We start from the raw sequence: 17,320 nt of genomic DNA on the forward strand, positions 1-17,320 counted from the left end.
CGGCGCGCTGGCCCCAGGATCACGAGCTTTCCGATTTTTCCTCAAGCGCCAGCCAGTCTTCCTCGGCGGCGGCGAGCCTTTCCTGCCGTTCGACCAGCGCCTCACTTGCCTTGGCGAATTTCGCGGGCGCCTGCGTGAAGAGGTCGGGATCGGCCAGGAACTCCTCCAGCTTGGCGATCTCGGCCTCCAGCCGTTCGATGACGCCGGGAAGCTCCTTCAGGCGGTGTGCCTCGGTGTAGCTGAGGCCGGATTTCATGGGCGCGGGGCGCGCGTCAGGCCGCGGATCGGGCTTGCCCCCCTGCCCTTTCTTCGCCGGTTTCCCGTCCTCAAGCAGATCCGCCCCCCGCTGCGCGCGGTAATCCGACCAGCCACCGGCATAGGCCACGGCGCGCCCGTCGCCCTCCATCGCGATGGTGGTCGTCGCTATCCGGTCGATGAAATCGCGATCGTGGCTGACCAGCAGCACGGTGCCGGGATAATCGCCCAGAAGATCCTGCATCAGGTCCAGCGTTTCGACATCCAGGTCATTGGTCGGCTCGTCCAGCACCAGCATGTTGGATTCGCGCGCCATCAGGCGGGCCAGCAGGAGCCGTGCCTTTTCGCCACCCGAAAGCGAGCGGACCGGCGCGCGGGCCTGCGCCTCGTCGAAGAGGAACTCCTTGAGGTAGCCCACGACATGCCGGGGCTGGCCGCGCACCATGATCTGGTCGGAACTGCCCGAAACCGCCATGGACGGGTCGAGCGAGAGCGAGTCCCACAGCGTCGCGTCGGGGTCCAGCGCCGCGCGGGTCTGGTCGAACACGGCCATGTCCAGGTTGGTGCCATGGGTGACGCTGCCGGTATCGGGCGGGATTTCCCCGGTCAGAACCTTGAGAAGAGTGGTCTTGCCGACGCCGTTGGGGCCGACAAAGGCCACGCGGTCGCCGCGCAAGACGCGCAGATCGAAGGGGCGGAAGATCGTGGTGTCGCCGTAGGATTTGGATATCCCCCTCGCCTCGATCACCCGCTTGCCCGATTTGGTGCCTTCCTCCAGCGCCATCGCGGCGGTGCCCTGGCGGCGGATCATCTCGGCGCGGGTCTGGCGCAGATCGCCAAGCGCGCGCACCCGGCCCATGTTGCGCTTGCGCCGCGCGCTGATGCCCTCGACCGCCCATCGCGCCTCGGCCTTGATCTTGCGGTCGAGCTTGTGGCGGGCCTGGTCCTCTTCCTCCCAGGTCTTGTCGCGCCACTCCTCGAAATGGGCGAATCCCTTGTCCATGCGCCGCACCTGGCCCCGGTCGATCCAGAGCGTGGCGCGGGAAAGCGCGGTCAGGAAGGCGCGGTCATGGCTGATCAGGACATAGGCCGCGCGGGTCTCGCGCAGGCGGGTTTCCAGCCAGGTGATGGCGTGAATATCGAGGTGGTTGGTGGGCTCGTCCAGCAGCATCAATTCAGGCGCTTCGGCCAAGAGCCGCGCCAGCGCCGCGCGGCGGCGTTCCCCGCCCGAGGCGGCCTCGGGCGTTGCGTCGAGCTGCAGTTTCAGCCCCTCGGCCACGGCCTCGACCCGCCACGCCTCGGCGGGGTCCAGCGTCGCGGTGGCATAGTCGCCAAGCGTGGCGAAACCGGCGAAATCGGGATCTTGCTCCATGTAGCCGACCGAGCCCCCCGGAGCGAGGGTGCGGCTGCCGGTATCAGGCTCGACCAACCCGGCCATCACCTTGAGAAGCGTGGATTTTCCCGATCCGTTGCGGCCAACCAGCGCCACCCGGTCCCCCTCCTGCACGACCAGGCCGAGATCCGAGAAAACCGGGTTGCCGCCGAAAGTCAGCGAGATGTCGGAAAGCTGGAGAAGGGGTGCGCGGGCCATGCCTGCCTGCTACGGCGCATGTCCCGGCGCGTCAAGCAGGCAGGCGGGGTCAGGGCAGCATCCACTCGCCCTCCGGCCAGAAGGCGTGGAAGGCGAAGGCGAACATCACGTCATGCGGCACATCCGCGCCGGTCGCGTCCTGCACCCGGACATTGCCGACATCGCGCCCCTCGCCGATGGTGCCGGTATCGAGCGCCGAGGCCTGGCCCGCGGACCAGTTGAGCGTCAGGCCCGCCTCGGTGATCTCGCCCTCCTCGGCCAGGCGCGTCAGGGGCCAGGCGCGGTCCCCCACGCGCACGACGCGCACCAGGGGCGGGATGCCGTGGGGCGGATCCTCGCCGCTATAGAGGAAGGGCTGGCGCAGGCTGTCATAGCCCACGTAAGGATTGGTGCCATAGGGGCGGCGCCAGTCGGGCTCGTCCATGACAAGACCGTCGGGATTGCGCGCCGCGTAATCCTGCCAGCTTTCCATCCAGGTCGGCAATGGGGTCAGTTCGGTGCCCGTGTGTTCGCCCACGATGCCGGTGCCGAGGGCCTGTTGCCACCAGCTTTCGGTTTCGCGGTCATACATCACCATATCGGAATTGCGCAGCTTGCCTGTGACCCCGAAGCTGAGCACCTCGCCCCCCACCCGCCGGTCGAAGGTGATGGCGGAATTGCAGAGCGGGCAGAAGGTGACGGCGATCGGCACGCCGCCGACCACATCATTCACGATCTCGTGCCAGGTGAGGTAGCGCACGGGGTAGGCGCGCGGGCGCTCGCCCTCAAGTTCCACCACGATGACGGGTTCCAACGGATCGAGCCTTGCCTCCATCGCCACCTCGATCAAGCGCGGGTCGTCGATGGCGGGGATGCCGTCACGCGGGGGGCCGCCCGACATGATGCTGTCGAACGCCACCGAGGAGCGGCTGAAATCGGTATTGGGCCATTCCTGCGCCCACCTCTCGGGGTTGGCGGCGGCGGGCAGGCTGAGGAGCAGCGTCAGGGCAAGGCTGGGGAAAAGGCGCATCGGGTCCGTCCGGGCAAGGGATGTTGCCCCCGGATCGTGACAGGTTGCGCGCAAAAGAACAGCCCCGCTCACGGGCATGTGCGCGGGGCTGATCAGGCGTGAGGCCGCCTATTCGGTGACGCGGACCTCGACAATCATGTCGGGCTGGCCGATGACGGCGCCGTTGCGCCCCTCACCGCGCTTGATGGCGTCGACCACCTCCATGCCCTCGATCACCTGGCCGACGATGGTGTATTGGCCGTCGAGGCGGGGCTCCGGCTCGAACATGATGAAGAACTGGCTGTTGGCGCTGTCGGGGTCGGGCCCACGCGCCATACCGACGATACCGCGCTCGAAGCTGAGATCAGCGTCGAACTCGGCGGGGAGGTCGGGATATTCGGATCCGCCCCGTCCCGCATAGCGCATGTCCTGGCCCATGCGGCCGAATTCCACATCACCCGTTTGCGCCATGAACTCGTTGATCACGCGGTGAAAGACGACGCCGTCATAGGCGCCCTCCTCGGCCAGCATCGTGATGCGCTCGACATGCAGGGGGGCCACCTGTTCAAAGAGGTCGATGACGATGGTGCCCTCGGCCTCTCCGGTGACGTCGATCTCGATGCCGGTGGCGGCGGCGGGGGTCGCCAGAAGGGTGAGAACAAGGGCCAGCTTACGCATCTGCGGCCACCTTGACGCTGATCATCTTGTCGGGGTCGGCGGGCGGCTCGCCGCGCGTGATGGCATCGACATGCTCCATCCCCTCGATCACCCGGCCATAGACGGTATATTGGCCGTTCAGGAAATGGTTGTCCTTGAAATTGATGAAGAACTGGCTGTTGGCCGAATTGGGATTAGCCGAACGCGCCGCGCCGATGGTGCCGCGATCATGCGGCAGCTTGGAGAACTCGGCCGACAGGTCGGGCTTGGAGGAGCCCCCCGTGCCCGCGCGGCGCAGGTTGAAATCCTTGTCGGCATTGCCATTGGCCACATCGCCGGTCTGGGCCATGAAGCCGTCGATGACGCGGTGAAAGACGACGCCGTCATAGGCGCCTTCGCGGGCCAGCTCCTTCATGCGGGCTGCGTGCTCGGGGGCCACGTCGGGCATCAGCTCGACCACGACCTGGCCGTCTTTCAGCTCGATCAGGATGGTGTTTTCGGGATCTTTGATATCGGCCATCGGGCCCTCCTTCGGTCTCGGATCGGGCGCGACCCTAAAGGCGGGACGGGCGGGCGGCAAGGCGCATCGATGCGCCTTTCTGCCGGGTTTTCGAAAACCCGGAAAAACGCGCCGGTCAGGTCCGTCCGTATTTCTTCATCAGCGCGTCATGAACGGCGGGCGGCACGAAATCGGCGACGTCGCCGCCAAGGCGCGCGATCTCCTTGACCAGTTTCGAGGCGATCGCCTGCCGGTCGGCATCGGCCATCAGGAACACAGTGTCGATCTCGGGGTCCATCTTCCGGTTCATGCCGACCATCTGGTATTCATATTCAAAATCGGCCACCGCGCGCAGGCCGCGAATGATGATCTGCGCGCCGACATCGCGGGCGCAGTCAATCAGCAGATTCTCGAACGGATGCGCCACGATCTCGGTGCCGGTCTCCTTCGACAGCTGGACGCATTCCGCCTCGACCATGGCCTGGCGCTCCTCCAGCGTGAACAAAGGCCCCTTGTCACGATTGATCGCCACGCCGATGACCAGCCGGTCGACCAGTCGGCAGGCGCGTTCGATGATATCGGTATGGCCGAGCGTGATCGGGTCGAACGTGCCGGGATAGAGGCCGATGCGCATGGGGGATGTGCTCCGCTTTGGAGATGGGGACAGGCAGGGGCGGTTCAGAAGCCCTTGATCATGCTTTCCAGCGCTTCCTTTTCCATCGCCAGTTCGGCCAGTTGCGCCTTGACCACGTCGCCGATGGAAATCAGGCCGACCATCTCGTCGCCCTCCATCACCGGCATGTGGCGGAAGCGGCCCGAGGTCATCTTTTTCAACACCTCGCCCGAGCCTTCCGAGCGGGTGCAGGTGGTAATCTTGGAGGTCATGACCTCATCGACCGTGTCGGCCATGCACTCGGCCCCGCGCTTGCCCAACTCGCGCACGATGTCGCGTTCCGACAGGATGCCAGCCACCTTGGAGCCGTCGGGCGAGATGACCACCGCGCCGAATTTCTTTTCCGACAACAGCTTCGCGGCATCGGCCAGCGTGGCCCCCGGGGCCAGCGTCACCACCCCGTCGCCCGATTTCATCTTCAGGATTTGTTGCACGAGCATGGTCTGCTTCCCCTCGTTGATGTCGTTTCTCCAGCGTTTCGCCAGATCGTCGGGCTGTCAAGGCGTTAGCGGTCGGAGGCCTGCGCTTCCAGCCGCGATATTTCGGCGCGCAATCCCTGCGACAGCGCCTCGGCAAAGCGGGTCAGGCGCTCCGATCCCCGGTCCGAGGCGTGACGCACAAGGTAGAAGGCGCGCGTCAGCGCGATCTCACCCGTCAAGATCAGGCGCAGTTCGGGGGCGAAGGGCAGCGCGAAATCATGCACGATGCCGACACCGCCCTTGGCGCGCATCAGCATCAGTTGCACCGAGAGCGAGTTGGAGGCCAATTGCACCCGCGTCACGCCCAGTTCCGACAGGTAATCCAGTTCCTTGTCGAAGATCATGTCGGGGATGTAGCCGACCACGGGGCGCGTCTTCAGGTCCGACAGCCGGGTAATGCCGGAGCCCTCGGGCGCGGCCAGGTGCAGGTGGTAATCGGCCACCTTCTGCACCGTCAGGCGGCCCGTCTGCGGCGGGCTGACAGTCAGCGCCATATCGGCCTCACGCTTCGAGAGGTTGACGACGCGCGGCAGGGCGAGGATCTGGATCTCCAGGTCGGGATTGGCCTCGTGGATCCGCGCGCAGACCTGGGGCAAGAGGAAATTCGCGGCCCCGTCCGGCGCGCCGATGCGGATTGTGCCCGCCAGCCCCGCGCCCATGCCGGTGACCGCGCCGACGCCCGTGGCCAGCGCGCTTTCCGCCGTTTCCGCCGGGTCCAGCAGTTCCGCGCCCGCCTCGGTCAGGATGTAGCCCTGCGGCGATTTCGCGAAGAGGGCGGCGCCGAGGCTTTCCTCCAGCCGCGCGATGCGGCGGCCCACGGTGGCGGGGTCCATGCGCAGGACGCGGCCCGCGCGGCTGAGGCTTTCGCCCCGCGCCACGGCCAGGAATATGCGCATGTCATCCCAGTTGGGCATCGGCAGACCTTTGCGTTTTCGCAAAACGGTTTTGAAATCCTGCCTCTTTTTCGCGCAAGAATGCAAGGCTATGTAAGGGGCAACCGAAAATCAGGAGGATGTCATGGAAAATCTGGGTCATTGGATCGACGGCAAGCGTGTGCCGGGCGAAGCTGCGCGGCAATCGGATGTCTACAACCCCGCCACCGGCGAGGTGCAGGCCAAGCTGGCGCTGGCCTCCAGGGACGAGGTTGACGCCGCCATCGCCAAGGCCGCCGAGGCGCAGGTCGCCTGGGGGGCCACCAACCCGCAGCGGCGGGCGCGCGTGATGATGGCGCTGGTGCACCTGATCAACCGCGACATGGACAAGCTGGCCGAAGCGCTGAGCCGTGAGCATGGCAAGACCTTCCCCGATGCCAAGGGCGACGTGCAGCGCGGCCTGGAAGTGATCGAATACTGCATCGGCGCGCCGCAGATGCTGAAGGGCGAGTTCACCGACAGCGCAGGCCCCGGCATCGACATGTATTCCATGCGCCAGCCGCTTGGCGTCGTGGCCTCGATCACGCCGTTCAACTTCCCCGCCATGATCCCGCTCTGGGGCATGGGACCGGCGCTGGCCTGTGGCAATGCGATGATCCTGAAACCGTCCGAGCGGGATCCGTCCGTGCCCCTGATGCTGGCGGAGCTGTGCAAGGAAGCCGGCCTGCCCGATGGCGTGTTGCAGGTCGTCAATGGCGACAAGGAAGCGGTCGATGCGATCCTCGACAATGAAACCGTGCAGGCCGTGGCCTTCGTCGGCTCGACCCCGATCGCGCATTACATCTATTCCCGCGCCACCGCGAACGGCAAGCGCGCGCAGTGCTTCGGCGGCGCCAAGAACCACATGATCATCATGCCCGACGCCGATCTGGACCAGGCTGCCGATGCGCTGGTTGGCGCGGGCTATGGCGCCGCTGGCGAACGCTGCATGGCCATTTCCGTGGCCGTCCCGGTGGGTGAGGACACCGCCGACAAGCTGATCGAGAAGCTGGTGCCGCGTGTCGAGGCGCTGAAGGTCGGCCCCTACACCGCCGGTGACGATGTCGATTACGGCCCCGTCGTGACGGCGGCGGCCAAGCAGAATATCGAACGGCTGGTGCAGACCGGCATCGACCAGGGCGCGAAGCTGGCAGTGGATGGGCGCGGCTTCAGCCTGCAAGGCTACGAGGATGGCTTTTTCGTCGGGCCGCACCTGTTCGATCACGTGGCGCCCGATATGGACATCTACCGTCAGGAGATCTTCGGCCCGGTCCTCTCGACCGTGCGGGCGGGATCCTACGAGGAGGCCATCGGCCTTGCCATGTCCCACGAATACGGCAACGGCACCGCGATCTACACCCGCGATGGCGACACCGCGCGCGATTTCGCCAACCGGATCAATATCGGCATGGTCGGCGTCAACGTGCCGATCCCGGTGCCGCTGGCCTATCACACCTTCGGCGGCTGGAAGAAATCGGGCTTTGGCGATCTGAACCAGCACGGGCCGGACGCGTTCAAGTTCTACACCCGCACCAAGACCGTGACCGCGCGCTGGCCGAGCGGCATCAAGGAAGGCGGCGAGTTCAACTTCAAGGCGATGGACTGAGCCCCGCCCGATCCCCGCAACTGAAAGGCCCCGCCCCCCGGTGCGGGGCCTTTTTACATCGCATGCGCGGCGACAGCGGCAGCATGACCGATTAATTGTTTCGCAAACGGAAACGATCACGCGTTTGTGAACGACGTGGGCGACCCGGAAGCAATGGACGCAAGGCCCCTGCCCGCGCTATGCGTGACTGAAACCACGTTCGAACCGCTCAACCCTCTGACCAGAGAGGACAAACCAACGGTGCCTGCCAGCTTTACCATCCTGCCCCGGCGCGGCCTCGTCTATGTCGACTACGCGGGCCATGTCGGCCTGGCGGAGGTTTTTTCCATCGTCGAGGCCTATGACCGCCACCCCGACCGCCACCCAGACCAGCGCCACCTGGTCGACCTGACCCGCGTGACGGGGTTCGAGCATGACCCGCTGACGCTGATGAAACTGCAGGCGCGCAAGGCGGATATCTTCACCACCACGGCCATGCCGAGCCTCGTCGTCTATATCGCGCCGACACGGGTGGCCATGGCCCTGGCGCAACTTGCCATGCGGTCCTGGGACGGCAACGACAAGATCATCGTGCGCCTGCAACAGGACGAGGCCGGGGCGCTGAACCTTCTGGGACTGCGCCACCGCACGGTCGCGGAACTGCTCAAGGCCGATGCCTGACCCTGCGCACGAAACCGTTACCGGGCCAAAAAATCATTTACAGCCCGCGCCCCCGACCGCCATCTTCGCCGCTAGTGAAAAGGAGTATTGCACCATGACCGATATCCCCCGCCGCACCGCCATCGCCACGATCCTCGCGGCCCCCCTTGCCCTTTCCGTCAGCCGTGCGCGTGCCGCGAGCCACGCCGCCGCGCATGAGGTCATGATCCAGGGCTTCGCGTTCAGCCCCGCCGAGCTTGAGGTTGCGGCAGGCGACACCGTCAGCTTCACCAATGCCGACAACGCGCCCCATACCGCCACCGCGATGGATGGCAGCTTCGACACCGGGCGGCTGAATGGCGGCGAAAGCGGCACCATCACCGTCGCCGAGGCCGGAACCCATGAGTTCAAGTGCAACTTTCACCCGGCGATGCGCGGCACCATCACCGCGACCTGAAATCGGGCGCCATCTCCACGAAAGAAAGGGGCCGCATCTTGCGACCCCTTTTTCATGTCTGAAAAGTCTTTCGTGATGAAACCGGTGCGGGCGGATCAATCGCCCTGAACGCGTCTGTCTCCTCGGTCAATGATCTGGCCATGGGTCGCGCGACGCCCCGGCCCGGTTCAAAGTTTTTTCCTTGGCAAATCCCGCCCAACCCGGTTTTCTGCCGTGAAACGGCCCGAAAGGAGCAGGCCCATGCCGCAAGACCCGCCCCCGTTTTCGATCGGGATCGAGGAGGAATACCTGCTGGTCGACCTCGAGACCTGCGACCTGGCCGTCGCGCCGCCCAGGCTGATGGAGGCCTGCAAGGCCGAGCTTGAGGGTCAGGTTTCCCCCGAATTCCTGCAATGCCAGATCGAGATCGGCACCCGCGTCTGCGCCAATATCGACGAGGCGCGCGGCGATCTGCGCCGGTTGCGCGGCTGCGTCGCCCGCATCGCGGGGGATCACGGGCTGGCGCCGATCGCCGTCTCCTGCCACCCCTTCGCCGACTGGAAGGACCAGATCCATACCGACAAGGACCGCTACAACACCCTGGCCCGCGACCTTGGCGGCGTGGTCGAGCGGATGCTGATCTGCGGGATGCACGTGCATGTCGGCCTCGACGATGACGATCTGCGCAACGACCTGATGGGGCAGCTCAGCTATTTCCTGCCGCATCTTCTGGCGCTGTCGGCCTCCTCGCCCTATTGGCAGGGGCGCGATACTGGCCTCGCCTCCTATCGGCTGACGGTGTTCGACAACCTGCCGCGCACCGGGCTGCCGCCGCATTTCCCGTCCTTCTCGGATTATGAGCGCACCGCCGACGCCCTGATCGAGCTTGGCGTGATCGAGGACAGTTCCAAGATCTGGTGGGATCTGCGCCCCTCGGCCCAGTTCCCGACGCTGGAGACCCGGATCTGCGATGTCAGCCCCCGGCTGGAGGACACGCTGACCCTGGCCGCCCTCATTCAGAGCCTGTCGCGCATGCTGTTCCGGCTGCGCGAACGCAATCAGCGCTGGCGGCTCTATGACAGCTTCCTGGTGGGCGAAAACCGCTGGCGCGCGCAGCGCTATGGCACAGCCGAAGGGCTGATAGATTTCGGCCGCCGCGCCATCGTGCCGTTTCACGAGCTGATGGATGAGCTGATCGAATTGACCGCCGAGGATGCCGACGCCCTGGGCTGCCGCAAGGAGGTGGAGAACGCCCGCGACATGCAGGCGCGCGGCACCTCGTCCGAGCGGCAACGCGCGGTCTATGCCGCCGAGAAACACGCAGGCAAGGACCACGCCGAGGCGATGCGCGGCGTCGTGCGCCACCTGATCGAGGAATTTCACGCCGATCTTTGACTCCGGTTGAAAAACTCCTGCAACATTTGCTAATTAAACAAGTGTTCAATTCCGGGGAGGGGAAACGCGCGGGCATGGGGCCATTCATCGTCATCGGGACCTTCGTGGTTGGCATCGGCGTGGCCATATGGAACCATCGCCGGTATCCCGAACTGCGCCAGGCGCAGCGCGACTGGATCACCTGGCGCGACCCGTTCGGCCTGCGGGCCTGGAAAAACCACTGGCGGATCATGCTGCAACCGGTCCTGGCGGCGGCGGCATGGCTTGTCTTCTGGGCGCTGGCCCTGGAGCTTATCAGAGGATTTGGCGAATGAATTTCGAAATGACCGAAGAACAGGTGATGATCTTCGACATGGCGAGGAGCTTTGGCGAGGAGCATATCGCCCCCCACGCGCAGGAGTGGGAGGCCGCCGGCACCATCCCCAAGACCCTCTGGCCACAGATCGCCGAGCTTGGCTTTGGCGGGCTCTATGTCTCCGAGGAATACGGCGGCTCGGGCCTTACCCGCCTCGACGCCACGCTGGTCTTCGAGGCACTGGCCATGTCCTGCCCTGCCGTGGGCAGTTTCCTGTCGATCCACAACATGTGCGGCGGCATGATCGACAAGTTCGGCAGCGACGAGACCAAGGCCAAATGGCTGCCCGACCTGTGTTCCATGGATAAGGTCTTCTCCTACTGCCTGACCGAACCGGGCTCGGGCTCGGACGCGGCGGCGCTCCGCACCCGCGCGGATCGGACCAATGACGGCTACAGGCTGAACGGCACCAAGGCCTTCATCTCGGGCGGCGGCTATTCCGACGCCTATGTCACCATGGTGCGCACCGGCGAGGACGGGCCAAGGGGCATCTCCACCGTCGTGGTTGAGGATGGCAGCGAGGGGCTCAGCTTCGGCGCGCTGGAGAAAAAGATGGGCTGGCTCGCGCAACCCACGGCGCAGGTGCAGTTCGACGACTGTTTCGTTCCTGCCGAGAACCTCATTGGCGAGGAAGGCAAGGGGTTCAAATACGCGATGGCGGGCCTCGATGGCGGGCGTCTCAACATCGCGGCCTCCGCCCTTGGCGGCGCGCAGAACGCGCTGGACCTGACGCTGGCCTATATGGGCGAGCGCAAGGCCTTCGGCAAACCCATCGACCAGTTCCAGGGCCTGCAATTCCGCCTGGCCGAACAGGAGGTCAAACTGCAATCGGCCCGCACATTCCTGCGCCAGGCGGCCTGGAAACTGGACCAGGGCGCAGGCGACGCGTCGAAATTCTGCGCCATGGCCAAGCTTTATGTCACCGATGCCGCCTTTGACGTCGCCAACCAGTGCCTGCAACTGCATGGCGGATATGGCTACCTTGCCGATTACGGGATCGAAAAGATCGTGCGCGACCTGCGGGTGCATCAGATCCTGGAAGGCACGAACGAGATCATGCGTGTTATCATTGCCCGACAAATGCTTGCGGAGCGCAGATAATGCAGGACATTAACTGCCGCATCGAGGGCCGCGCGGGCCGCATCACCCTCAACCGCCCCAAGGCGCTGAACGCCCTGACCTGGGAGATGTGCCTGGAGATCGACAAGGCGCTGGTCCTCTGGGCCAATGACCCTTCCGTCAGCTTGCTGATCATCGACGGGCTGCCCTGCGACAAGGCCTTCTGCGCGGGCGGCGATCTGGCGCAGATGTATGAGACCGGCCGCGCAGGCGATTACGATTACGGCCGCCGCTTCTGGCAGGACGAATACCGCATGAACGCGCGGCTTTTCAATTTCCCCAAGCCGGTCGTGACCTTCCTGCACGGCTTCGTCATGGGCGGCGGTGTCGGCGTCGGCTGCCACGGCTCGCACCGCGTGGTGTGTGAGGACAGCCGCATCGCAATGCCCGAATGCAAGGTCGGGCTGGTGCCGGATGTCGGCGGCTCGCTGCTGCTGGCGCGTGCACCGGGGCGGTTGGGCGAGTATCTCGGGATCACCTCGGGCCGGATGAAGCCGGGCGACGCGCTCCATGCCGGGTTCGCGGATTACTACATCCCGCGCGCGGCATGGGGGGCGCTGATCGAGACGCTTTGCGAGACCGGCGACTGGGAGGCCGTGGACCGCGCGGCGGAACATGCACCCGCATCAGATCTGGCGGAAGCGAGGCCCGAGATCGACGCGCTGTTCAGCGGCGAAACCTTGCGCGACGTGGTCAACCTGCTGGAGTCGACGGAGGGCGACCTGGCCGAGAAAGCCCTCGCCGCGCTCAATCAGAACTCTCCGATATCAATGGCCTGCACGCTGGAACTCATCCATCGCGTGAGGAGTACGGACACGATAGAAACCGCGCTGGAGATGGAATACCGTTTTACCTCGCGATCCATGGAAAAGGCCGATTTCCTGGAAGGCATCCGCGCCGTGATCATCGACAAGGACAACGCGCCGAACTGGCGTCATGACGGCCCCAGATCCGTCCCTCCGGGTGAGGTCTCGGCCCTCCTGCGCCCGCTCGGGGCGGATGCGCTCAACATATAAGGAGACATGCCATGAAGATCGGATTTATCGGGCTCGGCAATATGGGCGCGCCGATGGCCGTCAATCTCGTCCGCGCGGGCCACGAGGTGACGGGCTTCGACCTCGCCGCGCCCTGCCCCGACGGTGTCGCCAAAGCAGCCAGCGCGCCCGAGGCCGCCAAGGGGGCCGAGATCGTCATCACCATGTTGCCCAACGGCGCGATCCTGAAATCGGTCGCCGAGGAGATCATCCCGGCGATGGACAAGGGCGCGGTGCTGCTGGATTGCTCCACCGTCGAGGTCGAAGCCGCGCGCGACGCGGCGGCGGCCTGCGACAAGGCCGGTCTCGGCTTCCTCGATGCGCCCGTCTCGGGCGGTGTCGGCGGCGCCGCGGGCGGCACGCTCACCTTCATGGTCGGCGGTGGCGAGGCGGCCTTTGCGACCGCCAGGCCGCTTTTCGAGATCATGGGCCAGAAGGCGGTGCATTGCGGCCCCGCGGGCAATGGTCAGGCCGCCAAGATCTGCAACAACATGATCCTTGGCATCACCATGATCGGCACCTGCGAGGCCTTCGCGCTGGCCGACAAGCTCGGCCTCGACCGGCAGGCCATGTTCGATGTTGTCTCCACCTCTTCTGGCTACAGCTGGTCGATGAACGCCTATTGCCCGGCCCCCGGCATCGGGCCGCAGAGCCCCGCCGATAACGGCTACAAACCCGGTTTCGCCGCCGACCTGATGCTGAAGGACCTGCGGCTTGCGCAAGCCGCCGCCGAGGCTGCCGATGCCGACACGCCCCTGGGCGAGGCCGCGATGCGTCTTTATGAAACCTTCGTCGAGTCCGAGGATGGCAAGGGCCGCGACTTCTCGGCCATGCTGCCCCGCTTCGAGAAGCGCGGTCGCTCCGGATAGGGCCCCCGCGAGTCGGGTCCGGGTCAAGGCGCGCGTCAGCGCCCGCGCAAGGCGCGGCTTGGCCTTGAGGCGGGCGCGACTCGCAGAAACCCTTGAACTGGCGCTTTGAAGGGCGGATCGCCCCCTCAAACGCCTCTCAGCAAACGGGGCCTTCGCCCGCCCAAACCCCGAACCTCACGGACAAGATCACAAACCTCTCCCCTCGCATTTTTCTTGCAAGAAAAATCGCCCTCGCCCGTCAGGGCAACAACGATCCAAGGAGAGGGACTAAATGGCGCGGTTGACGGGGCTCGAACCCGCGACCTCCGGCGTGACAGGCCGGCACTCTAACCAACTGAGCTACAACCGCGCAGGTGCCTTTCGGCGTGGGCTTTTCGCCCGGATCTGCAGCGGTGGCGCGGTTGACGGGGCTCGAACCCGCGACCTCCGGCGTGACAGGCCGGCACTCTAACCAACTGAGCTACAACCGCCCGCTGCAATGCCGCCTGGCCCCGAAGGCCCACCCGGCATGTTCGGGCGGTTCTAGGGCCCATCCCCGCCCTCGTCAAGCGCGGTTTCACCCCGATCTGGCCCGTCGCGGAAAAAACTTCAACCCCGGCGCAGGGGCCGCCGCGGGGCCACCGGGGACCGGCGGCGCGCCTCGCGCATGAAGACGTAGATGCCCGCCCCCGCGATCAACACGGTGCCCGCCAGCATCCACAGATCGGGCACTTCGCCGAAGACGCCCCAGCCGGTCGCGATGGCCATGGGCAGGGCGGCATATTCGAACGAGGACACGGTCGCCGCATTGCCCATCTTATAGGCCGAGGACAGGCAATAGCCCACGACGCCGGAACAGAGCCCGAGCGTCAGGAAAAGCGGCCAGTCGGCGGGCGTCGGCCAGACCCAGGCGCGCAGCAGGAAGACGAGGCTCTGATGCTCCACCCCTTCGGCAAACCGCCCGTCGCCCGCGACGAGGTAGAAGCCGATCGAGACCAGCAGGAAGGTGCCCTGGATATAGACTGCGAGCGCCGCCGCCTTGGAATAGACCCCGAGAGAGCGGGTCATCACCTGCATTCCGGCATAGGCCGTCGCAGCCAGGACCGGCAGCATCAACACCCAGGTCTCGGGCCGGTCCACCCCGGCCTCCGCCCCCGGACGTGTCATCACGAGGACGCCCGCGAACCCCACCACGATGGCCCCCGCCCGGTGCAGGCCGACGCGCTCCTTCAGGAACACGACCGACATCAGCGTGATCATCAGCGGTGCCACGAAGAAGAGCGCCGTCGCGGTGGCCAGGGGCAGCGTCGCGATGGCGGCGAAGATCAGCATGTTGCTGACCACGACCAGCAGCCCGCGCATCAGGTGCAGCACCGGCGTCGATGTCCTCAGCGCCCGGAACCCGCCCTCGAATTGCAGGATCACCAGCGTCATGCCGAGCGCGATGGCCGAGCGGATGAAGATCATCTGGTGCAGCGGGTAATCGCCGCTCAAGGCCTTGATCAGGCTGTCATTCACGGTGATGAAGACCATCCCCGTCAGGATCAGCACGATCGCGCGGGGCGGCGTATCTTCGGTAGGGCGCGGCGGGCCGGACATCGGGCGGGTCTTTCAAGCGAAGAAGAGGGACAGGCGCGGTGCGGCCCGGCTGCTCCTGCCCTACCCCGAAACACGGCTGTTGGAAACGGCGCACCCGCGAAAGCGGGCAGGCGGCGGTCGGGCCACCGGGGGAGTGGCGACCACCGAGGCGTCCCGAACGGGGATGGGTTGGTGGGTCGTGAGAGGCTCGAACTCCCGACATCTTCGGTGTAAACGAAGCGCTCTACCAACTGAGCTAACGACCCGCAATGCGCCTCATATAGCCAAGCAGGCGCGGCCTGCAAGGGGTTTATCCCAGGCTGCGGTGCTGCCCGTCCGAGAGGTGAAACACCACCCCCTGCCCGCCCGGCAGCGCGGCGATCTGCTCGGTCGGCTGATCCAGCCAGACCAGGCGCAGCATGCGCGAGGTGATGCCGTGGGTAACCAGGATCGCGGGGCCGTCGAGATCGGACAGGAACGCCTCGCAGCGGCGGCGCAGCGCGGCCAGCCCCTCGCCGCGCGGCGCGAGATCATAGAGCGCCAGCGCGCTTTCCTCGCGCTCATCGGTGGCGGTAACGCCGGGCAGTTCGTCGCGCCTCAGACCTTCCCAGTCGCCGACCCGGATCTCGGCCAGGCGCGGATCGGTGTGGATGGCGGGCACCAGCCCCGTCAACGCGATGGCGGCGGTCTGGACCGCGCGGCCCTGCGGGCTGGTCAGGGCACGAAACCCGGTCAGGTCGCATTCCGCAAGCAGCGCGCGTTGCCGCGCGGCTTCCTCGCGGCCCTGCGCCGTCAGGGGGCTGTCCAGCCCGCCCTGCACCCGATGCTCGGCATTCCATTCGGTCTGGCCGTGGCGCAGGATGTAGAGATCGGGGAAGGACATCTCGGGCCCGCGGAGCAATGATCAGAGGGGAAGTGGTGGGTGATAAGAGATTTGAAAAGTGATCGAATCTAGCATTATCAATGACTTACGCGACGTTTTGTAACCATGTAACCGCCTCCTAAATGGACCAGTTGACGTAGCGTCATCGGATCGGGTTGTCAGTATCTCGCGGATAGCGCACTAGGCCTCCTGACGCAAGAACCCGCCGGGGTGATCCGGCGGGCCGAGTGTCGTTCTGCTCGCTGGTCAGGCCGCGTGCGTCAGGTCGATATCCGTCAGCTCTTCGGTGTCCTCCAGGATCTCAGCGTCATCACAGTCGGGCGTGACAACGTCAGCAGGTTTGGCCGGGGACACAATTTCGGCTATGCTGGCAACCGGGGGGACTGACGCCAACGCGGCGTCCATCAACGCACCCCAAACACCATACCAGTCATCTTTCATTGCGTGTGCAATCTCGGCAGCCAAAACCGGTCCCAACTTCTCGATCCAGCGCGCCGCCTGTTCCTTGAGCGCCGCTGCCCTCTTCTCCTGCTTCATGCGGATATTCGCATTCTTCGTCTCAGCAGCTTTCATCTGCGCCGGCGTCATGACTGGGCGGCGCTTCGGGCGGCGCTTGAGATCATCCTCAAGTTTCGCGCGACGCTGTTCATTCTTCACGACTCCGATCCGTTGCTTGATTTCAGCAACGGGCGGGTTCGCGGCATCCTTGATGATACCGATGATCTCGGAGCGGTTGGCACCTGGCAAGCCAGCGAGGTCATAGACCGTGCGCATGGGCAAATGCGAAACTGTTTCGTATTTGCCGTTCAAGTAACGAGCGACGTTCATGTAGTTCTGCGCGGTTCGTGCGGTGTATCCCACATCTCGTTTCAACCATGCAGTGAATTGACCGTGATCGAGGCGGCCCTTTACCTTGATAAGCTTCTGTCCGATCACGAATGCGGCCTTCATCGCGACAAGCTCGCAACGGCAGATTTCTGCGGCAGCCACCTGGCACAATTCCTTCTGTTCCGGGGTAAGGTCTTTGACTGAGGATACTTTTGTGGCTGTCTTGCGTTCAACTGGGGTAGGTATCTGTGTCATGTCAGTGCTTTCACAAGCTGTTGATCCATCGGTTTTTACTTATAGCAAGTTGGCGGTAGGATTTGCGTAGGATTGCGTAGGAACTTTTCTCTTCACCATCCGCGTGATCTTGCCCCGTTTCACCGCGCCAACATCATGGATTGTTGGGAATGATATTGAGTGCGCATTTCAACTCATCGCGCATCTCATTGGAAATGTAGGATAGATGGCAGCCTGGACCTGTCACGCTTTCGTGCCGCCCCAGGTGCTCGTTTAAGCCACTTTCCGTTCGAAGGCGACCGGGCTTTTCCA

Annotated in this window: 18 protein-coding genes and 3 tRNA genes; 8 read left to right on the top strand and 13 right to left on the bottom strand. The window is 65.1% G+C overall.

All coding sequences use genetic code 11. From position 1 onward, the window contains the following. Window positions 1–19: 19 nt before the first annotated feature. From HNS34_RS17085 to HNS34_RS17115, 7 genes are all read right to left on the bottom strand, one after another. Window positions 20–1,846 carry an ABC-F family ATP-binding cassette domain-containing protein gene (locus tag HNS34_RS17085; protein ID WP_172321310.1) on the bottom strand — a complete coding sequence of 609 codons (1,827 nt, stop codon included), beginning with the start codon at window positions 1,844–1,846 and terminating at the stop codon, window positions 20–22. 49 nt (window positions 1,847–1,895) lie between these two features. Further along, window positions 1,896–2,855 (bottom strand): DUF3179 domain-containing protein, encoded by a 960-nt coding sequence (locus tag HNS34_RS17090; protein WP_172321311.1) that lies wholly within the window; start codon window positions 2,853–2,855, stop codon window positions 1,896–1,898. Between the two features lie 108 nt (window positions 2,856–2,963). Further along, the gene (locus tag HNS34_RS17095) at window positions 2,964–3,512 is read right to left on the bottom strand and encodes a peptidylprolyl isomerase (RefSeq protein WP_172321312.1); all 549 of its coding nucleotides are present in this window, start codon (window positions 3,510–3,512) and stop codon (window positions 2,964–2,966) included. After that, window positions 3,505–4,011 (bottom strand): peptidylprolyl isomerase, encoded by a 507-nt coding sequence (locus HNS34_RS17100; RefSeq protein ID WP_172321313.1) that lies wholly within the window; start codon window positions 4,009–4,011, stop codon window positions 3,505–3,507. Before HNS34_RS17100 ends, HNS34_RS17095 begins: the two co-directional genes overlap by 8 nt. 115 nt (window positions 4,012–4,126) lie before the next feature. Then, entirely contained in the window at window positions 4,127–4,624 is a 498-nt protein-coding gene (gene coaD / locus HNS34_RS17105; protein ID WP_172321314.1) for a pantetheine-phosphate adenylyltransferase, read from the bottom strand. A 44-nt stretch (window positions 4,625–4,668) separates the two neighbouring features. Next, window positions 4,669–5,103: a CBS domain-containing protein gene (locus tag HNS34_RS17110; RefSeq protein WP_172321315.1), complete on the bottom strand. Its 435-nt coding sequence runs from the start codon at window positions 5,101–5,103 to the stop codon at window positions 4,669–4,671. A 65-nt stretch (window positions 5,104–5,168) separates the two neighbouring features. Next, window positions 5,169–6,056 carry a LysR family transcriptional regulator gene (locus HNS34_RS17115; protein ID WP_172321316.1) on the bottom strand — a complete coding sequence of 296 codons (888 nt, stop codon included), beginning with the start codon at window positions 6,054–6,056 and terminating at the stop codon, window positions 5,169–5,171. Between the two features lie 103 nt (window positions 6,057–6,159). On the opposite strand from HNS34_RS17115, the gene HNS34_RS17120 reads away from it, so the two are divergent. The 8 genes from HNS34_RS17120 to mmsB all read left to right on the top strand — a co-directional run bounded on the left by HNS34_RS17120 (window position 6,160) and on the right by mmsB (window position 13,506). After that, entirely contained in the window at window positions 6,160–7,659 is a 1,500-nt protein-coding gene (locus HNS34_RS17120) for a CoA-acylating methylmalonate-semialdehyde dehydrogenase (protein WP_172321317.1), read from the top strand. A 183-nt stretch (window positions 7,660–7,842) separates the two neighbouring features. Next, a complete protein-coding gene (locus HNS34_RS17125) occupies window positions 7,843–8,319 on the top strand; it encodes a hypothetical protein (protein ID WP_172321318.1) in 477 nt (158 codons plus the stop codon). A gap of 94 nt (window positions 8,320–8,413) precedes the next feature. Next, window positions 8,414–8,755 carry a cupredoxin domain-containing protein gene (locus HNS34_RS17130; RefSeq protein ID WP_172321319.1) on the top strand — a complete coding sequence of 114 codons (342 nt, stop codon included), beginning with the start codon at window positions 8,414–8,416 and terminating at the stop codon, window positions 8,753–8,755. A 240-nt stretch (window positions 8,756–8,995) separates the two neighbouring features. Then, window positions 8,996–10,129 carry a carboxylate-amine ligase gene (locus HNS34_RS17135; RefSeq protein WP_172321320.1) on the top strand — a complete coding sequence of 378 codons (1,134 nt, stop codon included), beginning with the start codon at window positions 8,996–8,998 and terminating at the stop codon, window positions 10,127–10,129. A 41-nt stretch (window positions 10,130–10,170) separates the two neighbouring features. Continuing rightward, entirely contained in the window at window positions 10,171–10,443 is a 273-nt protein-coding gene (locus HNS34_RS17140) for a hypothetical protein (protein WP_172321321.1), read from the top strand. Next, a complete protein-coding gene (locus HNS34_RS17145; RefSeq protein ID WP_172321322.1) occupies window positions 10,440–11,585 on the top strand; it encodes an acyl-CoA dehydrogenase family protein in 1,146 nt (381 codons plus the stop codon). The genes HNS34_RS17140 and HNS34_RS17145 overlap by 4 nt, the downstream gene beginning before the upstream one ends. Then, window positions 11,585–12,619, top strand: coding sequence for an enoyl-CoA hydratase/isomerase family protein (locus HNS34_RS17150; protein WP_172321323.1), 1,035 nt, complete (start codon window positions 11,585–11,587; stop codon window positions 12,617–12,619). The genes HNS34_RS17145 and HNS34_RS17150 overlap by 1 nt, the downstream gene beginning before the upstream one ends. A gap of 11 nt (window positions 12,620–12,630) precedes the next feature. Then, window positions 12,631–13,506 (top strand): 3-hydroxyisobutyrate dehydrogenase, encoded by an 876-nt coding sequence (gene mmsB / locus HNS34_RS17155; protein ID WP_172321324.1) that lies wholly within the window; start codon window positions 12,631–12,633, stop codon window positions 13,504–13,506. 272 nt (window positions 13,507–13,778) lie between these two features. Here the strand turns inward: mmsB and HNS34_RS17160 are convergent. The 6 genes from HNS34_RS17160 to HNS34_RS17185 form a co-directional block, all read right to left on the bottom strand. Next, window positions 13,779–13,855: transfer RNA gene (locus HNS34_RS17160), tRNA-Asp, on the bottom strand. A 44-nt stretch (window positions 13,856–13,899) separates the two neighbouring features. After that, window positions 13,900–13,976: transfer RNA gene (locus HNS34_RS17165), tRNA-Asp, on the bottom strand. Between the two features lie 118 nt (window positions 13,977–14,094). Further along, a complete protein-coding gene (locus tag HNS34_RS17170; RefSeq protein WP_172321325.1) occupies window positions 14,095–15,084 on the bottom strand; it encodes a DMT family transporter in 990 nt (329 codons plus the stop codon). A 169-nt stretch (window positions 15,085–15,253) separates the two neighbouring features. Then, a tRNA-Val gene (locus tag HNS34_RS17175) sits at window positions 15,254–15,329 on the bottom strand. Window positions 15,330–15,373: 44 nt separating this feature from the next. Continuing rightward, a complete protein-coding gene (locus tag HNS34_RS17180; RefSeq protein WP_172321326.1) occupies window positions 15,374–15,946 on the bottom strand; it encodes a histidine phosphatase family protein in 573 nt (190 codons plus the stop codon). Window positions 15,947–16,192: 246 nt separating this feature from the next. After that, window positions 16,193–17,029 (bottom strand): DUF3102 domain-containing protein, encoded by an 837-nt coding sequence (locus tag HNS34_RS17185; RefSeq protein WP_172321327.1) that lies wholly within the window; start codon window positions 17,027–17,029, stop codon window positions 16,193–16,195. Window positions 17,030–17,320 lie beyond the last annotated feature (291 nt).

The organism is Alterinioella nitratireducens (assembly GCF_013155465.1).
Classification (GTDB): domain Bacteria; phylum Pseudomonadota; class Alphaproteobacteria; order Rhodobacterales; family Rhodobacteraceae; genus Alterinioella; species Alterinioella nitratireducens.